The 20,103-nt window shown below is 63.5% G+C and carries 16 protein-coding genes; 9 read left to right on the plus strand and 7 right to left on the minus strand.

Annotation, left to right across the window (positions count from 1 at the left end):
- Positions 1 to 104 precede the first annotated feature (104 nt).
- The gene (locus EYW45_RS01450) at positions 105 to 548 is read left to right on the plus strand and encodes a GNAT family N-acetyltransferase (protein WP_328703574.1); all 444 of its coding nucleotides are present in this window, start codon (positions 105 to 107) and stop codon (positions 546 to 548) included.
- A gap of 20 nt (positions 549 to 568) precedes the next feature.
- Here the strand turns inward: EYW45_RS01450 and EYW45_RS01455 are convergent, their stop codons facing one another.
- The 6 genes from EYW45_RS01455 to EYW45_RS01480 all read right to left on the minus strand — a co-directional run bounded on the left by EYW45_RS01455 (position 569) and on the right by EYW45_RS01480 (position 10,794).
- Positions 569 to 4,663 carry a CheR family methyltransferase gene (locus EYW45_RS01455; protein ID WP_161133596.1) on the minus strand — a complete coding sequence of 1,365 codons (4,095 nt, stop codon included), beginning with the start codon at positions 4,661 to 4,663 and terminating at the stop codon, positions 569 to 571.
- 145 nt (positions 4,664 to 4,808) lie between these two features.
- Positions 4,809 to 5,780 (minus strand): LysR family transcriptional regulator, encoded by a 972-nt coding sequence (locus tag EYW45_RS01460; protein WP_161133597.1) that lies wholly within the window; start codon positions 5,778 to 5,780, stop codon positions 4,809 to 4,811.
- A 91-nt stretch (positions 5,781 to 5,871) separates the two neighbouring features.
- A complete protein-coding gene (locus tag EYW45_RS01465; protein WP_161133598.1) occupies positions 5,872 to 6,906 on the minus strand; it encodes a histone deacetylase family protein in 1,035 nt (344 codons plus the stop codon).
- A 22-nt stretch (positions 6,907 to 6,928) separates the two neighbouring features.
- Positions 6,929 to 8,254, minus strand: coding sequence for an MFS transporter (locus tag EYW45_RS01470; protein WP_161133599.1), 1,326 nt, complete (start codon positions 8,252 to 8,254; stop codon positions 6,929 to 6,931).
- A gap of 100 nt (positions 8,255 to 8,354) precedes the next feature.
- The gene (locus tag EYW45_RS01475; protein WP_161133600.1) at positions 8,355 to 9,794 is read right to left on the minus strand and encodes an HdeD family acid-resistance protein; all 1,440 of its coding nucleotides are present in this window, start codon (positions 9,792 to 9,794) and stop codon (positions 8,355 to 8,357) included.
- Between the two features lie 61 nt (positions 9,795 to 9,855).
- Complete coding sequence (locus tag EYW45_RS01480; protein WP_161133601.1) at positions 9,856 to 10,794, minus strand: LysR family transcriptional regulator; 939 nt, start codon at positions 10,792 to 10,794, stop codon at positions 9,856 to 9,858.
- Between the two features lie 135 nt (positions 10,795 to 10,929).
- Between EYW45_RS01480 and speB the strand changes: the two genes are divergently transcribed.
- The 8 genes from speB to rocF all read left to right on the plus strand — a co-directional run bounded on the left by speB (position 10,930) and on the right by rocF (position 18,822).
- Entirely contained in the window at positions 10,930 to 11,883 is a 954-nt protein-coding gene (speB, locus tag EYW45_RS01485; RefSeq protein ID WP_161133602.1) for an agmatinase, read from the plus strand.
- A gap of 133 nt (positions 11,884 to 12,016) precedes the next feature.
- Positions 12,017 to 13,450: an argininosuccinate lyase gene (gene argH, locus EYW45_RS01490; RefSeq protein WP_161133603.1), complete on the plus strand. Its 1,434-nt coding sequence runs from the start codon at positions 12,017 to 12,019 to the stop codon at positions 13,448 to 13,450.
- A gap of 1 nt (position 13,451) precedes the next feature.
- On the plus strand, positions 13,452 to 14,405 hold the full coding sequence (locus EYW45_RS01495) for an amino acid ABC transporter permease (protein ID WP_161133604.1): 954 nt from the start codon (positions 13,452 to 13,454) through the stop codon (positions 14,403 to 14,405).
- Entirely contained in the window at positions 14,402 to 15,175 is a 774-nt protein-coding gene (locus tag EYW45_RS01500) for an amino acid ABC transporter ATP-binding protein (protein WP_407924890.1), read from the plus strand. The genes EYW45_RS01495 and EYW45_RS01500 overlap by 4 nt, the downstream gene beginning before the upstream one ends.
- A 52-nt stretch (positions 15,176 to 15,227) precedes the next feature.
- Positions 15,228 to 16,061 carry an ABC transporter substrate-binding protein gene (locus tag EYW45_RS01505; RefSeq protein WP_161133605.1) on the plus strand — a complete coding sequence of 278 codons (834 nt, stop codon included), beginning with the start codon at positions 15,228 to 15,230 and terminating at the stop codon, positions 16,059 to 16,061.
- Positions 16,062 to 16,141: 80 nt separating this feature from the next.
- On the plus strand, positions 16,142 to 16,912 hold the full coding sequence (locus EYW45_RS01510; protein ID WP_161133606.1) for a class II aldolase/adducin family protein: 771 nt from the start codon (positions 16,142 to 16,144) through the stop codon (positions 16,910 to 16,912).
- Positions 16,909 to 17,850, plus strand: a complete 942-nt coding sequence (locus EYW45_RS01515) for a 2-hydroxyacid dehydrogenase (RefSeq protein WP_161133607.1) — start codon at positions 16,909 to 16,911, stop codon at positions 17,848 to 17,850. Before EYW45_RS01510 ends, EYW45_RS01515 begins: the two co-directional genes overlap by 4 nt.
- Positions 17,851 to 17,883: 33 nt before the next feature.
- Positions 17,884 to 18,822: an arginase gene (gene rocF, locus EYW45_RS01520; protein WP_161133608.1), complete on the plus strand. Its 939-nt coding sequence runs from the start codon at positions 17,884 to 17,886 to the stop codon at positions 18,820 to 18,822.
- Here the strand turns inward: rocF and EYW45_RS01525 are convergent.
- Positions 18,816 to 20,036, minus strand: coding sequence for an MFS transporter (locus tag EYW45_RS01525; protein WP_161133609.1), 1,221 nt, complete (start codon positions 20,034 to 20,036; stop codon positions 18,816 to 18,818). The genes rocF and EYW45_RS01525 overlap by 7 nt on opposite strands.
- Positions 20,037 to 20,103: the final 67 nt, after the last annotated feature.

Genomic DNA, 20,103 nt, shown 5'->3' on the forward strand with positions numbered 1-20,103 from the left:
GACGCGAATCGTCCCGGCCTGAAACCAAAACGACACGATAACCCCAAGCGACGCGCGCTAAACTCTGCGCTCGCCGAATCTTCCCATTGAGTTGCATCTTGACTGTGTCACCGCTCGTCTTTCGTCCCGCCACCGATGCCGATTACGACAACCTGCTCGCGCTGCGCCGCGCCACCATGGAAGCGCACTTGATCGCAGCAGGCGTGGGGTATGACGACGAGGCCCTGCGCACACGCCTGAGTTACCACTGGGATGATGCCAAAGTGATCGTGCGCGATGGCGTCGATGTCGGCCTCTTGAAGGCGTACCGGGAGGCCGACGGCTGGTTTGTGGTGCAGATTCAGATCGCGCCGGCGCATCAGCGCCAAGGGCTTGGTGAGCAGGCGCTGCACACCATTCTCGACCGCGCCGATGCGGAAGGATTGCCGGTCTCGCTGGCGGTGTTGAAAGCCAATCCGGCGAAGCGCCTTTACGACCGGCTCGGATTCGAGGTCGTATCGGAAAACGACATTGAATTCCTGATGACGCGCCCAGGCCGACCCGACTAGGGCAGCCCGAACACGCCGCCTCAGCGATCGGTCCGCGACACTGCGGCCAGCACCTGCAGCCGCGTCAGCAGATCCGCCATCGGCACCGGTTTGCAGAGCATGTCGGTAAACCCGCATTCGCGCGCCTTCTGCCCATCCGAATATCCCGTCAGGGCGAGTGCGGGAATGTTCGCATTGCGGCCGCTTGCGCGTAGCGCAGCGATCAGAGCATAGCCGTCCATCTCCGGCATGCCGATATCGGACACGATCAGATCGAAGTCGTTTTCGGCCAATACTGCCAGGCCCTGGCGTCCGCTCGAAGCGCCCGTCACTGCTGCGCCCTCCATATCGCACAAGGCCATCAATGTTGCGAGCACATCTTCGGAGTCGTCGACCAGCAAGATGCGCAAACCGGCCAGCGAGCCTCGATCCTCAGCCTCGATGCCGGGCAACGTGGCCTTCCCGGCCAACGCGCACGGCAGCCACACGGTAAACGTACTACCCAACCCTTCGCCATCCGAATGCACAGCAATTCGGCCCTGATGCGCTTCGACCAATTGCGCCACCAAGGCGAGACCGATGCCCAGCCCATCCTGATGATGGGGTCCGGGATGGCGCTCGATCTGCCCGAACATGTCGAACACTTTGCCGCGCGACTCTTCGGCGATGCCGATACCGGTATCGCCGATCTCCAGGCGTGCATCGGTACCCTCACGATCGAGCCGCACCGAGATCGTGCCCCCGGGGGGTGTGAACTTGATGGCATTGCTCAGAAGATTCCAGACGATCTGCTCGATGCGGGTGACGTCGGCATCGAGCACGATGCTGTCTTCCCCACGTTCGGTCCCATGCGTCTGCAACTGCAACCCACCGGCCTCGATTTGCCCGCGGCAGGCCGACACAATGGTCAGGACGATCGCATCGAAGCTCGTCAACGTACGATCGAGTTTCAGCTTGCCGGTGCGCACGCGCGAGAGATCGAGCAGATCGCCGATGATCTGCGCCTGGCTGCGGATGGCCCGCTGCACCGTCGTCACCGCGCGTGCGGCAATGGGAAGATCCATGATTGGCGGCAACCGCGCGAGCAGATCCATGTTCAGCTGAATCAGATTCAGCGGGTGACGCAGCTCGTGCGACATGACCGCGATGAATTCGTCCTTGAGGATATTGGAAGCTTGCGTGCGCTCCAGCGTCGACTCCTGCTCGTATTCCTGGATGCGCTTATCGGTCAGATCCCGGGCGATCTTGGCGTACCCTTTCAGCCCGTCATCGATCAAGGGGTGCACCACGCCGCTGCAGTAAAAGCGTGAGCCATCGCGGCGCAAATGCCAACGGTCGTCTTCGGCATGCCCCAGATCGCGTGCCCGTCGCAGTTCATCGGCAGGCACGTTGGCGGCACGATCTTCAGGCGTAAAAATGAGGTCGCCCGGCTGGCCCTCTACTTCGCTGGCCGCATACCCGAACATCAACTCGGCGCCGCGGTTCCAGCCGGTGATCCGGCCTGCGCGATCCATCGTGATGATGGCGAAATCGGTGGCGCTTTCCGCAACGAGGCGCATCTGCTCCTGACCCTCGCGCAAGCTGTCTTCGGCTTGCCGCCGCTGGGTAATGTCGACAAAGTTGAGAATCGCCCCCTCGATGCGATCTTCGGCTGTGCGGTAAGGCAATGTGCGGGCCAGATACCAGCGGTTGTCGAGACTTTTGATTTCGCGTTCGATGACGCGCAGCGACTCAAACGTTTCGGCCGCATCAGCCAGCACCCGGTCGTACTGCAAGCGATGGGTGATGTCCGACAGCAACCGGCCGAAATCGGCCTCGATCAGGTTGAACAGGCTGGCGGCCTTGGGGGTGAACCACTTCACCCTCATCTCGCGATCGACAAAGATCGTTGCGATGTCGTTCGAGGAGATCAGGTTCTGGAGATCGTCATTGATCTTGGCCGTCTCTTCAACCTTCACCTTCAACTCATAATTTACGGTCACCAACTCTTCGTTGATGGACTGCAACTCTTCCTTGCTCGTTTCGAGTTCTTCGGTCGCGGAGCGCAATTCCTCATTGATCGCCTGAAGCTCTTCGTTCGACGCTTTCAGCTCTTCCGTCGACGTATCGCTGTGCTCGATCGTGTCCTGCAACTGTCCTTTCAGCGTGGTGATCTCGTTTTCCAGCGCGTGCATCGCTGCGGTATCCGCATCGGCATGATTGCCGGCCGCTGCAGCGCGGGCCAATGCGCCGGTCTCGGTGAAGAGCACCAACATCAGATCGGCGCTGGATTCCTTATCGATGAAGGGCTGCACGACCATCGCCACGCCGAGGGTGACCCCATCCAGTTGCAGGGCGACCGCACGCGTGTCGATTGCGCGACTCGATCGCGCAGCCTGCGCGATGGCGGCGCGCAATTCCAGTCGCAACTCGGGTTTGACCAACGTCAACAAGCTGCGAGACGGCTCGCCGCCCACATGCCGCAGATACCGCCCTGCACGTTCCGACATGTGCACGATGTCGCCGTGATCGTCGATGAGCACACTGGGCGGGCCGTACCGCTCGAGCGCACGATGATGGATGGCCACACTGGGCGCACGCTTGCTGGCGATCACGCGCGGGCTCGGCATGGGCGGCGCGATGACGATGCTGGGCGCATCGCGCGGTGACAGCACCGGACGAATGGCGCCGGTCACGGCCTTGGCGCGATAGACGCGGTTTTTCTTGTCGACCGTGGCGAACAACTCTTCAGCCGCATCGGCCGTTTCAGAGGTACCTAAGAACAAAAAGCCGCCAGGTTGCAACGCGAAATGGAACGTCTGCAAGACTTCGCGTTGCGCCCGCCGGTCGAGATAGATCAGCAGATTGCGGCATGTGATCAATTGCAGCTTGGAGAACGGTGGGTCGCGCAGGAGATTGTGCACCGCAAACAACACACTATCGCGAATCTCTTTCTTGACCTGAAAGTGGGCACCTTCACGGTTGAAATACTGTCGCAGGTGCGCGACCGGCACATCGGTCACGATCGATTCGGGATAGCAGCCACGCCGCGCAATCGATATCGCACGCTCGTCGATATCGCTGGCAAAAATCTGCGTTTTGCGCGCCGCGTTCTGCAGCGTTGCCTCGGCGCGGAACAGCATGCTCAGCGAATAGGCCTCTTCCCCGGTGGAACACCCGGCTGCCCACACCCGGATACTCTCGGTATCGTGCTCGTCGGCATGAGCCACGATTGCCGGCACGATGTCGCGTTCAAGGGCTTCGAACGCCTCGCGATCGCGAAAGAAGTTGGTGACGCCGATCAACATATCCGCCAGCAGCGCCGGGGCTTCTTCGCTATCGACCTCCAGACGCTCAATGTAGGCGGGCATGGTCGCCACACTGTTGACCTGCATGCGGCGCTCGATCCGCCGCAACACCGTCGCCCGCTTGTAGTGACGGAAGTCGTGGCCGGTGCGGCCCGACAGAATCTTCAGCACCGCCAACAGCGCCGCTTCGATCGCATCGCTGCTGCGAAAATTGGTTTCCGCAGCCGACGGGTTGTAGAACGGATCGTTGAGCGGCAAATCGATCCGCGCTGCATTCGCCCAGAGATCCATCAACTTTTGCGGCATATCGGCGGCCGGGAGCACAAAATCGACGATGCTGCGCTCGATGGCACTGCGCGGCATATCGGGAAACTCGGCGTCGTCCAGCGACTGCGCCATCGTGACGCCGCCTTGCGCCTTGATGTGCGTCAGCCCTGCGGTACCGTCGCTGCCCGTGCCCGAAAGGATGATGCCGAAGGCGCGCAAGCCATGGGCATTGGCCAACGTGCGCATGAAGAGGTCGATAGCGACCTGACGCTCGGGCGGGCGATCGGCGGGCCCCACCACGAGGTGGCCATCGCTCATTTCCAACTGCAAGGCGGGCGAGATCACATACACATGATTGCGCTCGATCCGCGTAGGCACCGTCACTTCGAGCACGGGCATGCTCGTGGCACGCTGCAAAATCTTGTCGGCGTTGCTCTCGTGCCTGGGGGATAAATGCAGGATGACGACATAGGCCATGCCGCTATCGCTGGGCGTGTTGCCCAGGAAAGACAGTAACGCTTCGATGCCGCCGGCAGAGGCGCCGAGGCCCACAACAGGAAAGGCGAGCTCGCTGCGGGCCATGGATCGATCTCGGTGGTGGGGGTAGAGACGGCGTTACGGCATCACCACGCAGCGTTCCTTCAGACAGGACACCGGGTACGACGCACGCAACGGGCAAGTCTCATTGTTGCACACGAACCACGCTCGAGAACAGAGATACGTCCAATCAGCCAGCGCGCGAATCCAGGGGCGTGCGGCGCAATAAACGCTCGAAAGCGCTCAAAAAAGTGTGTTCGGCAGGCGCGAGCTTGCGCGCGCCGTGCCACACGAGAAACACATCCATCTCGGCCACGCAGTGATCCGGCTGCAGACGGCGCAGGTCGCCCTCCAGCACATCGCGCCGGATCATGTGCTCGGGCAGAAAGCTCAGGCCCATGCCGGCGATCACCATCCGGCGGATTTCTTCGATATTCGACGAAGCGCCCACGATGCGGCCTGTGAAGCCCTGCTGATCGCGGAAGATCGTGAGCGGCGAAAGCGTGTCGCCGATCTGGTCGCTCGAAAAGCAGACGAAACTCTGATCGCGCATGTCTTCGATCGAGACCTGACGTTTGCCGAACAACGGATGATGGCGCCCGCACACTGCGGTATAGCGCTGCCGCAAGAAAAGCCGGCGCTCCAGCCCCGGTACCGGTTGGCGGCACAGGCAGATGCCGAAGGCAGGCGTGCGTTTGGACAAGGCGTTGAGCACCGCCGCGCTTTGCATCACCTCAAGGGCAAATTCCACCTTGGGATATCGGCGATGAAACTGCGCCAGAAACTCGTCGAACGCCGGGCTGTGCACCCGGCTCATCAACATCAATCGTACCGATCCCGCGATCGTGCCGCCCGGATCGGCGACCGCGCCATCGATGCGCGCGACCGTGCCGTACATTTCGCGGGCGATGGCGTAGATCTCTTCGCCCAGCCCGGTGAGGCGGAACTCGGCATGACGCCGAAAGATCAGTTGCCCGCCGACTGCGTCCTCGAGCCGCTTGAGCGCCTGGCTGACGGCCGGCTGGCTGAGATGCAGCGCCGTCGCGGCGCGCCCCACCCCGCGCTCCTGGACGACGAACATGAACGTGCGCAGCAGATTCCAGTCGATGCGCTCGGGCGCGACGGTGACGGCGGGAGTCGATCGGGATGAAGTGGGCGGCATAACTCGAAGCGGTGGCGGCGGGTGGCGGAAGCGCCCGCAACGCCGGGAGCGCGGCGTGGTGCGCGCTCCCGGCGTCGTGCGCGCCGCGGCGTTACCCTGCCGTCTTGCCGGCGGCGCTCAACCCGCCGAAAAAGCGCGTCGCGTTGTCTTCCAAACCTTCGATATAGTAGCCGCCCTCTTGCACGATCACCGTGGGCAGATCGAAGGCGCCCACGGCATGGCCCAGCTTCTCGAAGCCGTCGGCGCTTACCGATACCATCGCCTGCGGGTCCTTTTCGAAGATATCGAAGCCTAGCGACAGCACCAGCGCATCGGGCTGAAACAACGTGATGGCGCGGTTGGCTTCGGCCAGACGATCGAAGAACACCGACTCGGGCGAACCGTGCGGCATGGGCAGGTTGATGTTGTAGCCATAGCCCGCGCCCGCCCCACGCTCGTCTTCGAAGCCGGCGACCACCGGATAGAAGTTTTCGGGGTCGCCGTGAATCGACACATACAGCACGTCGTCACGCTCGTAGAAGATTTCTTGAATACCCTGGCCATGATGCATATCGGTATCGAGAATGGCCACCCGCTTGAACGTGCCGCGCAAGCGCTCGGCGGCGATGGCGGCGTTATTCAGATAGCAGAAGCCGCCGGCAGCATCGCGACGGGCATGGTGACCGGGCGGGCGGCAGATCGCGTATGACTGCCGGTCGCCGGCCGCCACGGCGTCGGCCGCGGCCACTGCGCATTGCGCCGACCAATAGGCGGACGTCCACGTATCCGGTCCCACCGGACAACTGCCGTCGGCCAGATGTCGCGCCGCTTGCGCGAGCACCCCGCGCAATGCATTGGGCTCGCGCACGAAGATATTGGAGATCACTTCGTTGCCCCAATCGTCCGGCAACGCCATCCAGCGCGTGTGCGCCTCCTGCAGAAAGCGCAGGTAATCCAGCGAATGCACGGCCGACAGCGCTGCGGCGCCAGCATCGGGCGGCGTCTGCACATCGAACCTGAGCGCGCGTGCCGCCTGCACCAGGGCGTCGAGCCGAGACGGCACTTCCTGGGGCGTACGCATCTTGCCGCGCGACAGATACGTTTGAGGATGATGCAACGATTGATCGGCGTGAAAAAAAGCTTTCATGCGTACAGCTCCTTGGTGAGACTCACGCGCGCGCCGTCGGCTGCGCATCGTGCGAGGCGTGATCGCCCTGCTTCAACAACACCACCGCGACCAGCGACAGCAACGAAATGACGGTAAACAGCACGGCCAGCGGCCACCACTGGCCCTTGAAGTTTTCGGCCAGGATCGTGCCGAGGATCGGCGTGAGCCCGCCGAAGATCGCGCCGCACAATTGATATGCCATCGAAATACCGGTGTAGCGGATGCGCGTGGGGAAAGCGTCGCTTACATAGCCTGCAATCACGGCGTAATACGCGCCCAGGAACAACACGGACAACCCCACACCCAAGGTAATCGCGCCCAGCGTGCCCTGGTCGACCAGCGTAAACATGGCGTACGGCGTGAACATCGAAATGAACGCCGTGGTGATCAGGAAGCACCGGTTGCCCACGCGTTCGGCCACGTAGGCCGACAGCGGTGTGATGAAGAACTGCATGATCGACACCACCAGCAGGCAGTTCAGGATCACCGCGCGATCCAACCCCACATACTGCGTGGTGTACGCGATCATGAAGGTATTGGTGAAATAGAAACCGGCGATACCGAGCACGTTGGCGCACACCGTCAGCACCAGCAATTTTGGCGCACCGCGCAGCACTTCCATCAGCGGGGTTTGCGCCGCCTTGACCTGGGTGGCCTGCTTGGCCTGTTCCTTCACGAAATCGGGCGACTCATTCACGCTCAGGCGAATCACAAAGCCCACGAGTACCAGTACGGCGCTGAACAGAAACGGCACGCGCCAGCCCCAATCCAGGAATGCCGCGTCGTCCATGCCGGTGACCAGCTTGAACATCAAGGTGGACAGAATCAACCCAGCCGGGCTGCCCATCTGCGCGAACGAGGCAAAGAAGGTGCGCTTCCTGGCATCGGGCGAATGTTCGCCGGCCATCAACACGGCACCGCCCCACTCGCCCCCCACGGCAATGCCCTGGATGAAGCGCAGCAGCACGAGCAGAATCGGCGCCCACACACCGATCACGGCGTAGGTGGGCAACAAGCCGATCAGCACCGTGACGGTGCCCATCATGAGCAACGTGATCACAAGCGACTTCTTGCGCCCGATCTTGTCGCCGATATGGCCGAACACCGCGCCGCCCAACGGACGGGCGAAGAACCCCACGGCAAAGGTGCCGAACGCCGCCAACGTGCCGTAGAACCCGTCGACCGACGGGAAAAAGAGCTTGCCGAACACCAGAGCGGCAGCCGTGGCATAAATATAAAAGTCGTACCACTCGATCATTGTGCCGACGAATGCGGCGGTGGACGCGCGCACGGGTTGATGCCCGCTCGCCAATGGTTTTCCCCTCATGTCTGGATCTCCTCGTATGGTCCATGCGATGCCCGGCAGCCGCTGACGGGCCACCGGTGCAACGGTTATACGCCGCACCCACTCATAAGAAAAATTCTAATTATTTATCTTCCATATTTGTTTTGATTATGTCGATGGCACGGGGATCAGGGGTCGGCGGGAGGTCGGCGGCAGGGGCGGCGGCGTCCTGCTTGCGCCACTGGCGCCGCAGCGCCCGCATGCGGCCGATCGTGCCATGCCACATCGTCCACCACCCGAACGGCCGCGGATCGGCCAGCATGCTCATCGCCCGGGCATAGTCCAGTGTGAGCCCTGGCGTCCAGGCCATCGTGGTGGCGCGCTTGCGGATCTGCGACGCGACCCACAATTCCGGTGTCGCCAGCAGGCGTACGAACGCGCGCCATCCGGCTCGCTTGCCGTAAAGCCGCCCGAAAGCGCCGTCCAGCGCCGCCTCCAGCGCTGCCGACACCGAGCTGGAGCAGTTGCGATAGGTGAGGTTGTAGGTGGCGTCCTGCCGATACTCGGACCAGAAGCGCGCCAGCGCTTCGGCGTTGTAATTGCGGATGCGCACGCGCACGGTGGAGGGGCACCACGTCACCGACTCGATGGCATAGCTCGGCTGATATTGCCCCGGCACATTGTTGTCGGGCGTGGCCCGCAACGTGCGGCCGAACTGATCCGGCGACCGATCGATATCGGCGTCCGGATACAGGCTGATGTAGATGCCTTCAGGCGTTTCCAGGGCGGCGTGGCCAGTGGAGATCACGCCATTCACGTCGATCGCAGCGATATAGCGGTCGATCACGCGGTGCCGCACGGTAGGCGCCTTGGACGATCCCGTAGGCGTCCACACATGCACGGTCAAGGCGCGGTCGTGGTCGCCAGGCGGGCCGTCGAACCATGATGGCGCGATCGACGGTTCAGTCGTCGAGACCAGCCGCTCGGGTCCAATCGCACCTGCCTGGCCGGCATCCAGTGAAGGCGTGGCCACCAGCCCTCTAACCCGGCGCGCCAACATGATCAGCTTCACGCCGGCGAGCATCAGAAAGAGCCCCAGACAGTAGGGCAGCGTGCCCACATAATCGGTGGGATACGGCTGAAAGAAGAAGATCGCCAACAGAATTTCCGCCACACCCGCCGCGAAGGTTTGACGCCACCGCGGAAACGCGACCACATACGCTGCCACGCACTGCGACAGGCCATCGGCCAGAAAGAGCGCGCCGAAGATCATCGACAACACGAAGTGTCCATGGTGATGACCCGCCAGAATCAGCGCAGCGGCCAGTACGGCAAAGGTGCCCTTGGTGAAACGCAGCACGCGCTGTCCGCCCACACCGGTGGTCGCAATGACCAGCGTCGCCAGCCCCTCGATCAAGAAGAGATAGGCGAAAAATTCGATCGGGAAATACAGGGCGCCATCCAGCGCATCGATGAAGATGACGATGCCGGCGAGGAGCCAGACGCACCCGGTGATGAATAGCCCGCGCCAACGCTGGCGCATGTAATCCGCGCCCAGGAGCAACAGCACGAGTCTGGCCATGACGTCCCCTTTTGGTCCGTCAGAGAATACCTTGCGCGGGGACGATCGGCACGCGCATTCGTTACGCCGCGCGCGGCACCCGTTGCCGGCCGACGCGCGCGGGATCGGGCTGCACCGCGGTGAGGTCACTCAAAAACGCCGCCACCATCTCGCGGTCTTCCGCCTCATGGCTCGTGACCACGTGGATGGTCACCCGATACGACATCTTCCTGGGGTTGAGCGCCGCCATCTCGCCGCGCGCCACGTAATACTCGCCCACTTCTTCCGGCAGGTAGCCCAGATGCTGCCCCGAAAGAATCAGGATCGACATGGCTTCCATATTGCTGGTGACCGCCGTGATGTTGCGCTGGGGAATCTGGGGATGACCTTTCGGCGTGGGATAACCGCGCCAGGCCCAGTTGTGTGCCGCGGCCACGTCGGGATCCACCTCGCCCGCCGCGGCAAACAACGGGTGGCCTGCCCCGCAATACGCGACCTGCCGCTCGACCAGCAACGGCGTATAGCGCAAGCTGGCCACGCGCCGCCAGAAGTAGCCGATGGCGATCTGGATATTGCCGTTGAGCAGCATTTCCTCGAGCTCATTGGGCGAACGCACGATCAGATTCAGGCGCACCGCCTCGTCGCGCTGCCTGAACAAGCGGATCGCCCCGCTCAAGCGCGTGTTGTCGCCTGCGGGAATATGGCCGATCAGCCCGATGTGCAGCGTGCCCACCAGCTTCTTTTCCATGCTCTGCGTTTCCAGCCCGAACTCCGTCAACGCATCGAGCAGGCGATGGGCCGAAACCGCGAACTTCTCGCCCTTGGCCGTGAGCCGAAAGCCGCCCCGTCCGCGATCGCAGAGACGGAATCCCAGGCGCGTTTCCAGCGTATTGAGTTGCGTGCTGAGCGTGGACTGGCCCACATTGAGTTTGGATTGGGCCGCCGAGATGCCGTTGGCTTCGACGATGGCGAGAAAGATTCGGATCAATCGGATATCCAAATCGGAAACATTGCTGATCATGGTAGAAACCCTAATATTCTCGCCATTACATTGATTCACATCGATGTGATCATCGTCAGATGAGTATAGTTTCGCGACCCGGCCATCGCTAGACTCAATGCTCCGCAATACGATTTCGAGCGAGGCGAGCGACGCATGGGCACCCCTTTCAACCAGCCGCTGGGCGGCAACGAGATGCCGCGGTTTGGCGGTATCGCCACGATGATGCGTCTGCCGCATTGCGTGGATCCGGCGCCACTCGATATTGGCTTCGTGGGAGTGCCGTTGGACGTGGGCACCTCGAACCGCTCCGGCACCCGATTCGGCCCGCGCCAGATCCGCGCCGAATCGGTGATGATCCGCCCCTACAACATGGCCACGCGCGCCGCGCCCTTCGACTGCCTGAACGTGGGCGACCTGGGCGATATCGCCACCAATCCCTACAGCCTGCTCGACTCGGTCGCCAAGATCGAACAAGGCTATCGCCGCATTCTCGATGCCGACTGCAAGGCCATCGCGCTGGGTGGCGATCACACGATGACCCTGCCCATCCTGCGTGCCATCCATCGCAAACACGGCCCCGTGGGTCTGGTGCATGTGGACGCGCACGCCGATGTGAACGACACCATGAACGGCGAGAAGATTGCGCATGGCACGCCCTTTCGGCGCGCCGTCGAAGAAGGCCTGCTCGATTGCAATCGCGTTGTGCAGATCGGGCTGCGCGGCACGGGGTACGAGGCCGACGACTTCGACTGGTGCCGCCGCCAGGGATTTCGCGTCGTACAGGCGGAAGAATGCTGGAACCGCTCGCTCACCCCACTGATGGAAGAAGTGCGCGCGCGCGTGGGCGCAGGCCCCGTGTATCTCACCTTCGACATCGATGGCATCGACCCCGCTTATGCGCCGGGCACCGGCACCCCCGAGATCGGCGGCCTTACGGTGCCGCAAGCGCTGGAAATCATTCGCGGCATGCGCGGCCTCGATATCGTGGGCGCCGATCTGGTCGAAGTGAGCCCGCCTTACGATGCAGGCTCGGCCACGGCGCTCTTGGCCGCCAACCTCGCTTACGAAATACTGTGTGTGTTTCCGGGTGTGGACTGCCGCGCCTGACGGCCGGCCGTTGTAACCCGGGTAAGCCGCGCCCGAGCGCCCAACCACGCACTGCGCGCGCCATACCCACCGATCAGGCACGACCGGCACGCAGAGGCCGGCGCCCCCAACAAGACGCAAGAGGAATTTCACGATGACGCAAGACACCCGATTGTGGGGCGCCCGCTTTCGATCCGGCCCCGATGACGCCCTGATGACCCTGTCGCGTGGCGATGCCAGCCATTTCCGCCTGGCGCCCTTCGACATCGTCGCCTCGCAAGCCCATGCGCGCGAGCTGGGGCGCGCCGGCTTGCTCACCCCCGCCGAGCGCGATGCCATCGTGAGCACGCTCGACGACCTGCGCGCAGGCGTTGCCGCCGGCGAGCTGCTGCCCGTGCCGGGCGACGAAGATGTGCACACGTTCATGGAACGACTGCTGGTCGAGCGCTTGGGCGATGTGGGCGCCAAGCTGCGCGCCGGCCGGTCGCGCAACGATCAGGCGGCCAACAATCTCAAGCTCTATCTGCGCGTGGAAGCACGGCAGCTGGTGCAGGCGCTGCTGGCACTACAGCAGGCGCTGATCGCTCAGGCCGAAACCCATCTGACCACGATCGCGCCGGGGTTCACGCATCTGCAGGCCGCGCAGCCGGTGCTCTTCGCGCATCAGTTGCTCGCGCACGCTCAGGGCTTCTCGCGCGACGTCTCGCGGCTGATGGATTGGGACCGACGCAATGCCCGCTCGCCTCTGGGTGCCGCGGCCTTGGCGGGCTCGGCCATCGTCACGAGCCCGGAGTTGTCTGCGGCCGAGCTGGGTTATGACAGCCCCTGTGAAAATTCGATCGATGCCGTGGGCAGCCGCGACCATGTGGCCGAGTTCCTGTTTGCCGCCGCCATGTTGGGGGTCAATCTCTCCCGCTTGTGCGAAGAGGTCACCTTGTGGAGTTCGTATCAGTTCAACTGGGTGCGGCTGGACGATAGTTTCTCCACCGGCAGCTCGATCATGCCGCAAAAGAAAAACCCCGATATCGCCGAACTCACGCGCGGCCGCGCGGCCCGCCTGATCGGCGCCATGAACACGATGCTGATCGCGCTGAAAGGCCTGCCCCTGGCCTACAACCGCGATCTGGCCGAAGACAAGCACACCACCTTCGACGCGATCGATGCGCTGCACAAGATCCTGCCGGCCATGGCGGGGATGATCCGCACAATGAAGGTCGATGCCGCACGCGTGCGCCACGATGCCGGCAAGGGCTTTACGCTGGCCACCGAAGTGGCGGATTGGCTCGCTCGCCAAGGCGTGCCGTTTGCCACCGCCCATGAAATCACCGGCGCGCTCGTCAAGTATTGCGAAGAACACGGCAAGGATCTCGAGAGCTTGACGACCGACGATCTGGCCCGCGTCGACCCCCGATTGGGCGAAGGCGTACTGGCGCAGCTCACGCTGGAGTCGGCTATCGAGGCGCGCAGCGGCTATGGCGGCACGGCCACCGCACAGGTCAGCATGCAGATCAGCCGCCTGCGCCATGTGGTGCACACGCAATCGGTGTGGGCCGCTTCCTACGACGGCCCCATGGCGAAAAGGAACTGACATGACCCCGCAACGCCCTCTTTCCCAGGCGGACGGCCGGTCGCCGTACGCCATCGATCATCTGCGCGTGATTCCCAAACTGCATTACGGCCGCTGGGTATCGATCGCCGTCATCGTGGTCATCTTCGCGTTCATCATCAAGGCATTCGCGCAGGGCCAGATCGAGTGGCCCATCGTGGCGCGCTTTCTTACCGCCAAGGTGATCCTGCAAGGCTTGGTCAATACGCTCGCCATGACGGTATACGCCATGACGCTCGGCATCGTGCTGGGGGTGCTCTTTGCGATCATGTACATGTCGCCCAATCCCGTCGTGCGCGCCGTCGCGAAGTTCTATATCTGGTTCTTCCGTGGCACGCCGCTGCTGTTGCAACTGCTGCTGTGGTTCAACCTCGCGCTGATCTTTCCCACTCTGGGCGTACCCGGGTTCGAGATGCGCACGGTCGATCTGATCACCCCCTTCATGGCCGCGTTGCTGGGCCTGGGCATCGGCCAGGGTGCCTATACGGCCGAAGTCGTGCGCGGCGGGATTCTCTCTGTGGACGACGGTCAGATCGAAGCCGCGCAAGCCATCGGCATGACGCGCCTGACCGCGCTGCGCCGCATCGTGTTGCCGCAAGCGATGCGCGTCATCATCCCGCCCGTGGGCAATGAAGTCATCAGCATGATCAAGCTGACCTCGGTCGCGAGCGTGATCCAGTTCTCTGAAATCCTGCACAACGCGCAAACCATCTACTTCGCCAACGGCCGCGTGATCGAATTGTTGATCGTCGCCACCATCTGGTACTTGTTCGTGGTGACGCTGTTCTCGATCGGACAGCACTTTCTCGAAAAGGCTTTTGCGCAGGGCCGTGCCCGCAAGCGCACGGTCGGCCCGATCGACAACACCTCATCGGGCATGGCGTCGCCTGCCCTGACACCAGGGGCCAGCGGCCCCGCCGGCGGACGGGAGGCATGATGCAGCACGCACAAAAAATGGTGGTGGCGCATGGCGTCTCCAAACACTTCGGCGACTTTCAAGCGCTCAAGGACGTACATGTGGAGGTCGCGGCCGGTGAGGTCGTCTGCATCATCGGCCCCTCCGGCTCGGGCAAAAGCACATTTCTGCGTTGCATCAACCAACTCGAAACGGTGGATAACGGTGCGGTGTGGATCGACGGCGAACTCTCGGGCTTCAAGCAAACCGGCAACAGCCTGCGCCGCCTGAGCGATGCCGATATCGCGCGCCAACGCCTGAACAGCGGCATGGTCTTCCAGCGCTTCAATCTTTTCGGCCATATGACCGCGCTGCAAAACCTGATGGAAGGACCGGTGGTCGTGCAGCGCCGGCCCAAACGCGAGGTGAAGGAGGAGGCCATGGCGCTCCTGGCGCGGGTGGGCCTGGCGCACAAAGCCGATGCCTATCCGAGCGAGCTGTCCGGCGGCCAGCAGCAACGCATCGCGATCGCCCGCGCCCTGGCGATGAAACCGAAGCTGATGCTGTTCGACGAGCCCACGTCGGCGCTCGACCCCGAACTGGTCGGCGAGGTGCTCGCCGTGATGCGCGATCTGGCAAAGTCCGGGATGACGATGATCGTCGTCACGCACGAATTGGGCTTTGCGCGGGAAGTGGCCAACCGCGTGGTCTTCATGGACGCCGGCATGGTGGTGGAAACGGGAACGCCCGAACAGATACTGGTTCATCCGCAAGAGCGCCGCACACAGGCGTTCATCGCCGCCGTGCTGTGATGGCGCGAATTCAACGATTGCCTTTCAACAACGTTCGTACAAGGGGAAAACAATGAAGCGCTCGAACACACTCGCATGGGTCGCGCTGGCGTGCGCCGTGGGCCTGAACGCCACCGTCCACGCCGCAGATACGCCGGAGCGGTTGAAGAAAGCCGGCAAGCTGGTCATCGCCACCAATCCCAACTATCCGCCGCTGGCCTACAAGAATATCGAAACCGGCGAGCTCACCGGCCTGGATGTCGAACTCGGCAACGCCATCGGCAAGCAACTCGGCGTGAAGGTCGAGTGGCAGGAAACCAGTTTTTCGCAGGTGTTCAGCTCGCTCGCCACGGGTCGTGTCGATATGGCGATGGTCGCGATCACCGATACCCCGGAGCGGCAGCAAAGTGCCGACTTCATCGATTATCTGCTCACCGGCGCCCAGTTCTACACGCTCAGCACCGCGCCAGCCAATATCCGCGCCTTGCCCGACCTGTGCGGCAAACGCGTGGGTGCCAGCCGCAACACCACCTGGCCCGCGCAGATCGCAACCTGGAGCCAGGCCAACTGCGTCGCCCGGGGCGCGCCCGCCGTCGTGGTCGTGGGTACGGAAGGCTCGGTGGATGCGCGGGCGCAATTGAAGTCCGGCCGTCTGGATGCGGGCGTGCAGGGCAGCGAAACCATGCCCTACTTCAAGAAGCTCGAGCCCAATACCTATCTCACGATCGGCGATCCGTTCCTGGCCACCGTCACGGGCATCCCGGTGTCGAAGAAAGAACCGGAGGTGCGCGATGCCATCCTGGCCGCCATCAGAACGTTGCAGGCCAACGGCGAGTACGATGCGTTGCTGAAGAAATACGACCTCGGCTTCACGCGTTACGATGCCGCACTGAATCAAGGCAAATAAGCACCGTCGATTGCTGTTAGCCGCCCCTGCCTGCTGCGCCCGCCCTGTTGCGGGCGCAATCCTTTTATCGGAACCGTTGCATGACTACTGCCGCATTCGCTGCCCCGCCCATCGATGTCTCGCCAGCCGAATGGCACACCCGTTGCGAACTGGCCGCACTGTATCGCGTGATCGCGCACTTCCGCATGACCGACATGATCGACACGCACATCACGGCGCGCGTGGCGGGCGAGCCCAATCGGTTTCTGATCAATCGCTACGGCGTGTTGTTCAAGGATATGCGGGCGTCCGACCTGATCAAAATCGACCACGACGGCAAGCGGTGCGATAACGCTGTCGCCGTGTCGGACCGCGATGTGAATGCGGCCGGTTTCACCATCCACTCGGCCATCCATCATGCCCGGCCGGACCTGAACTACGTGATTCACACCCACACCGCAGCCGGAATCGGCGTGTCCGCGCAGGAAGAGGGTTTGCTGCCCATCAGCCAGCACGCCCTCAAGTTTTACGGGTGTTTGAGCTATCACGACTACGAAGGCATTGCGCTCGACCTGGGCGAGCGCGAACGGCTGGTGCGCGACCTGGGATCGAACCGCGCCATGATCTTGCGCAATCATGGATTGCTCGTGGGCGGGCCGAGCGCGGCCGAGGCCTTTCACGAAATCTATTTTCTCGAGGCGGCGTGCAAGGCACAGATCCAGGCCCAGGCCGGCGGGGCGAAACTGCGCGTGCCGCCCGAAGCCGTCTGCCGCAAGACGGCCGCCCAGTATGTGGACGACGCCGCCGATGCCATCAACCAACTCGCGTGGGCGGCTGCCCTGCGCCTCATCGACGAGGACTACCGCGCATGACCGCACGCACCGGCACCATTGCATTCGTCGGCCAAAGCCGCGACCTGCCCCGCCTGGCGGCGCTGGCCGCCGTCCGCGCGCCGGGGTGGCGCATCGTCGACGCCGACACGTTGGGCGATCCCGCCACGGTGGACGTGGTCGTATCGTGGCGGCCCGCGCCCGGTTCGCTTGACCCGTTCTCGAATCTGAAGCTGGTGCACAGCATCGGCGCCGGCGCCGACAACATCCTCGAGTATGCCGGCCTGCCCGACGTGCATGTATGCCGCATCGTCGACCCGGATCTGGCCGACAGCATGGCGCAGTACGTGCTCTGGGGTGCCCTGCATTTTCACCGCCAGTTCGATGCGATGCTGCGCGATCAGGCCGGCAAAACCTGGCGCCGCGTATCGCAGCGGCCAGCGTCGTCCTGCACGGTGGGCATCATGGGCGTGGGCGTGCTGGGCGCGCATGTGGCCACGCTGCTTGCGCATGCAGGCTTTCGGGTGAGCGGTTGGTCGCGGTCGGCCAAGACGCTTCCCAACGTCGCGATGTATCACGGCGACGCACAACGCGATGCCTTTCTGGCACAGGTCGACACCCTGGTCTGCCTGCTCCCGCTCACGCCGGATACCGCCGGCATTCTGGATCGAACCGTATTCGACGCCTTGCCGCACGGCGCGACGCTGATCCACTGCGGCCGCGGGGCACATCTCAACGCAACGGATATTCAATCCGCGCTGCGTTCAGGACAACTGCGCGGTGCCCTGGTGGACGTGTTTCCACAGGAGCCCTTGCCCGCCACCGACCCCCTGTGGGACGCCCCCAATCTGATCGTTACTCCACACATTGCGGCGGTCGCCGATGACGATGCCATCGTCGGCCAGGTACTCGATAACGTGCGCCGCCTGGATGCCGGTCTGCCGCTGCACGCGGCGGTCGATCCGGCGCGCGGCTATTGACGCTATGCTCGCACTCTTTAGACGTCTGAAGCCATGACCCTTCCTCTCTCTTACGACGGCGTATCGCTGATCGGCGTGCCCACCGATGTGGGCGCCAGCGTGCGCGGCGCCTCGATGGGCCCACAAGCCCTGCGCGTGGCCGGCCTGACTGAGGCGTTGCTGCGGCGCGGGCTGCACGTGGAAGACCGGGGCGATCTGAGCGGCCCCCTCAATCCGTGGCTGCCGCCGGTGGATGGCTTTCGTCATCTGCAGGAAACAGCCGCCTGGAACGTGGCCGTGCACGACGCCGTGTATGCCGAACTGCAGGCCAATCGCCTGCCCATCATGCTGGGTGGCGACCATTGCCTGGGCATAGGCTCGGTCAGCGCCGCCGCGCGCCACTGCCGCGACACCGGCAAAACCTTGCGCGTGCTGTGGCTGGATGCGCACAGCGACTTCAATACCAGCATGCTCACCCCGAGCGGCAATACGCACGGCATGCCGGTGGCTGTGCTGTGCGGTCACGGCGTCGATCTGCTGACCTCGATCGGCGGCCACACACCGGCCATCACGCCCGAACAAGTGCGCCAGGTGGGCATTCGCAGCGTGGACGACGGCGAACGAGAATTCATTCACGACGCGGGCATCGAAGTCTTCGACATGCGCGCCATCGATGAACTCGGCATGCGCGAGGTGATGACGCAGGCGCTGGAAAACGTCGACGAGAACACGCATTTGCACGTGAGCTTCGACGTCGACTTTCTCGATCCGCAGTTCGCCCCTGGCGTGGGCACCACCGTTTCCGGCGGCCCGACCTATCGCGAAGCGCAGCTGTGCATGGAAATGATCGCCGACTGCGGCCGGGTCGGTTCGCTCGATATCGTCGAACTCAACCCCGCGCTGGATGTGCGCAACCAGACCGCCGTGATGGCGGTGGAGATGGTCGAAAGCATTTTCGGCAAGTCGACGCTGGTGCGGCGTCCGCGTCAGTAAGCGACCTGGCGGCTCGGCCACAGGCGCACAGCCAGCGCGCCCAACGCCGCAGCGGTGGAGAGGGCCCCCACCGCCATCCAGCCCCATTGGGCCAGCAGTATGCTGCCCAGCGCCGCCCCCACCGCCATACCCACAAATACCAACACAAACAACACCGCGTTCAACCGGCTGCGCGCGCCGGGCTCAATGCTGTAGACGATGGACTGATGGGCGATCAGCGACGCCTGAATGCCCAGATCGAAACCGATCGCGCTGATCACGATCAAGACGATCTGCGACGGCACCGAAAAAAGCGGCGACAACAACATCAGCGCAAACGACACGGCCGCCAGGCCGGTGCCCAAACGGGTGACGAGCTCTGGGCCGCGGCGATCGGCGATGCGTCCAGCGAGCGGTGCGGCCAAGGCGCCGGCCGCGCCCGCCAGACCGAATGCGCCGGCGGCAGCGCTCCCAAGATGAAACGGTTCGCCGTGCAACATCACAGCCAGCGTCGACCAGAACGCACTGAAGCCGACCGACAGCAACCCCTGCGACAACGCCGCACGGCGCAACGCCGAGTGCCTGCGCCACAACTGGCCCAGCGACCCCAATAGTGCCGAATAGGCGAGTTGGGTGGTCGGCTGAAACCGCGGCAAACCGCGCGCGGCGGCCAGGCCGATCAATGCAATGCTCACCGCCGCGCCCATGAACATCGCGCGCCAGCCGAAATGCTCGGCCACGAATCCGCTCACCACGCGTGAGAGCAGGATGCCCAGCAGCAGCCCTGTCATCACCGTGCCCACCACCTTGCCTCGATGCGCTTCGGGAGCCAGCGTGGCGGCCGCCGGCACGATATCCTGGGCCAGCGTGGCCGATAAGCCGATGGCGAGGCTGGCGGCCAGCAGCATACCGATACCCGGTGCCGCGCCGCCGGCCAGGAGTGCGGCCACCAGCACCGCCGCCTTGATCAGGATGATGCGGCGGCGATCGTAGCGATCGCCCAAAGGCGCCAGCAGCAGGATACCCATCGCATAGCCCAGCTGCGTGAGCGTAGGCACAAAGCCCACCGCCTGATCCGACGCGCCGATGTCGGCCCCCAGCACGCCCAGCATCGGTTGACTGTAATAAAGCGATGCCACGGCCAAGCCGGCGCCGGCCGCCAGTAGAAGCGTCAGCGGGAGTGAAAGGCCGGTTGGCGATGCAACGGGTGTATGTAAGGCGGAGGTGGATGACATGGCTATCGCTCGATCAAAGAGGTGACGCGGCAGTTTCCTCCTGGATGATGCATTGCGGTAGGCGCAT

The sequence above is a fragment of the Schauerella aestuarii genome, assembly GCF_009866805.1.
In the GTDB taxonomy this organism is placed as follows: Bacteria; Pseudomonadota; Gammaproteobacteria; order Burkholderiales; family Burkholderiaceae_B; genus Schauerella; species Schauerella aestuarii.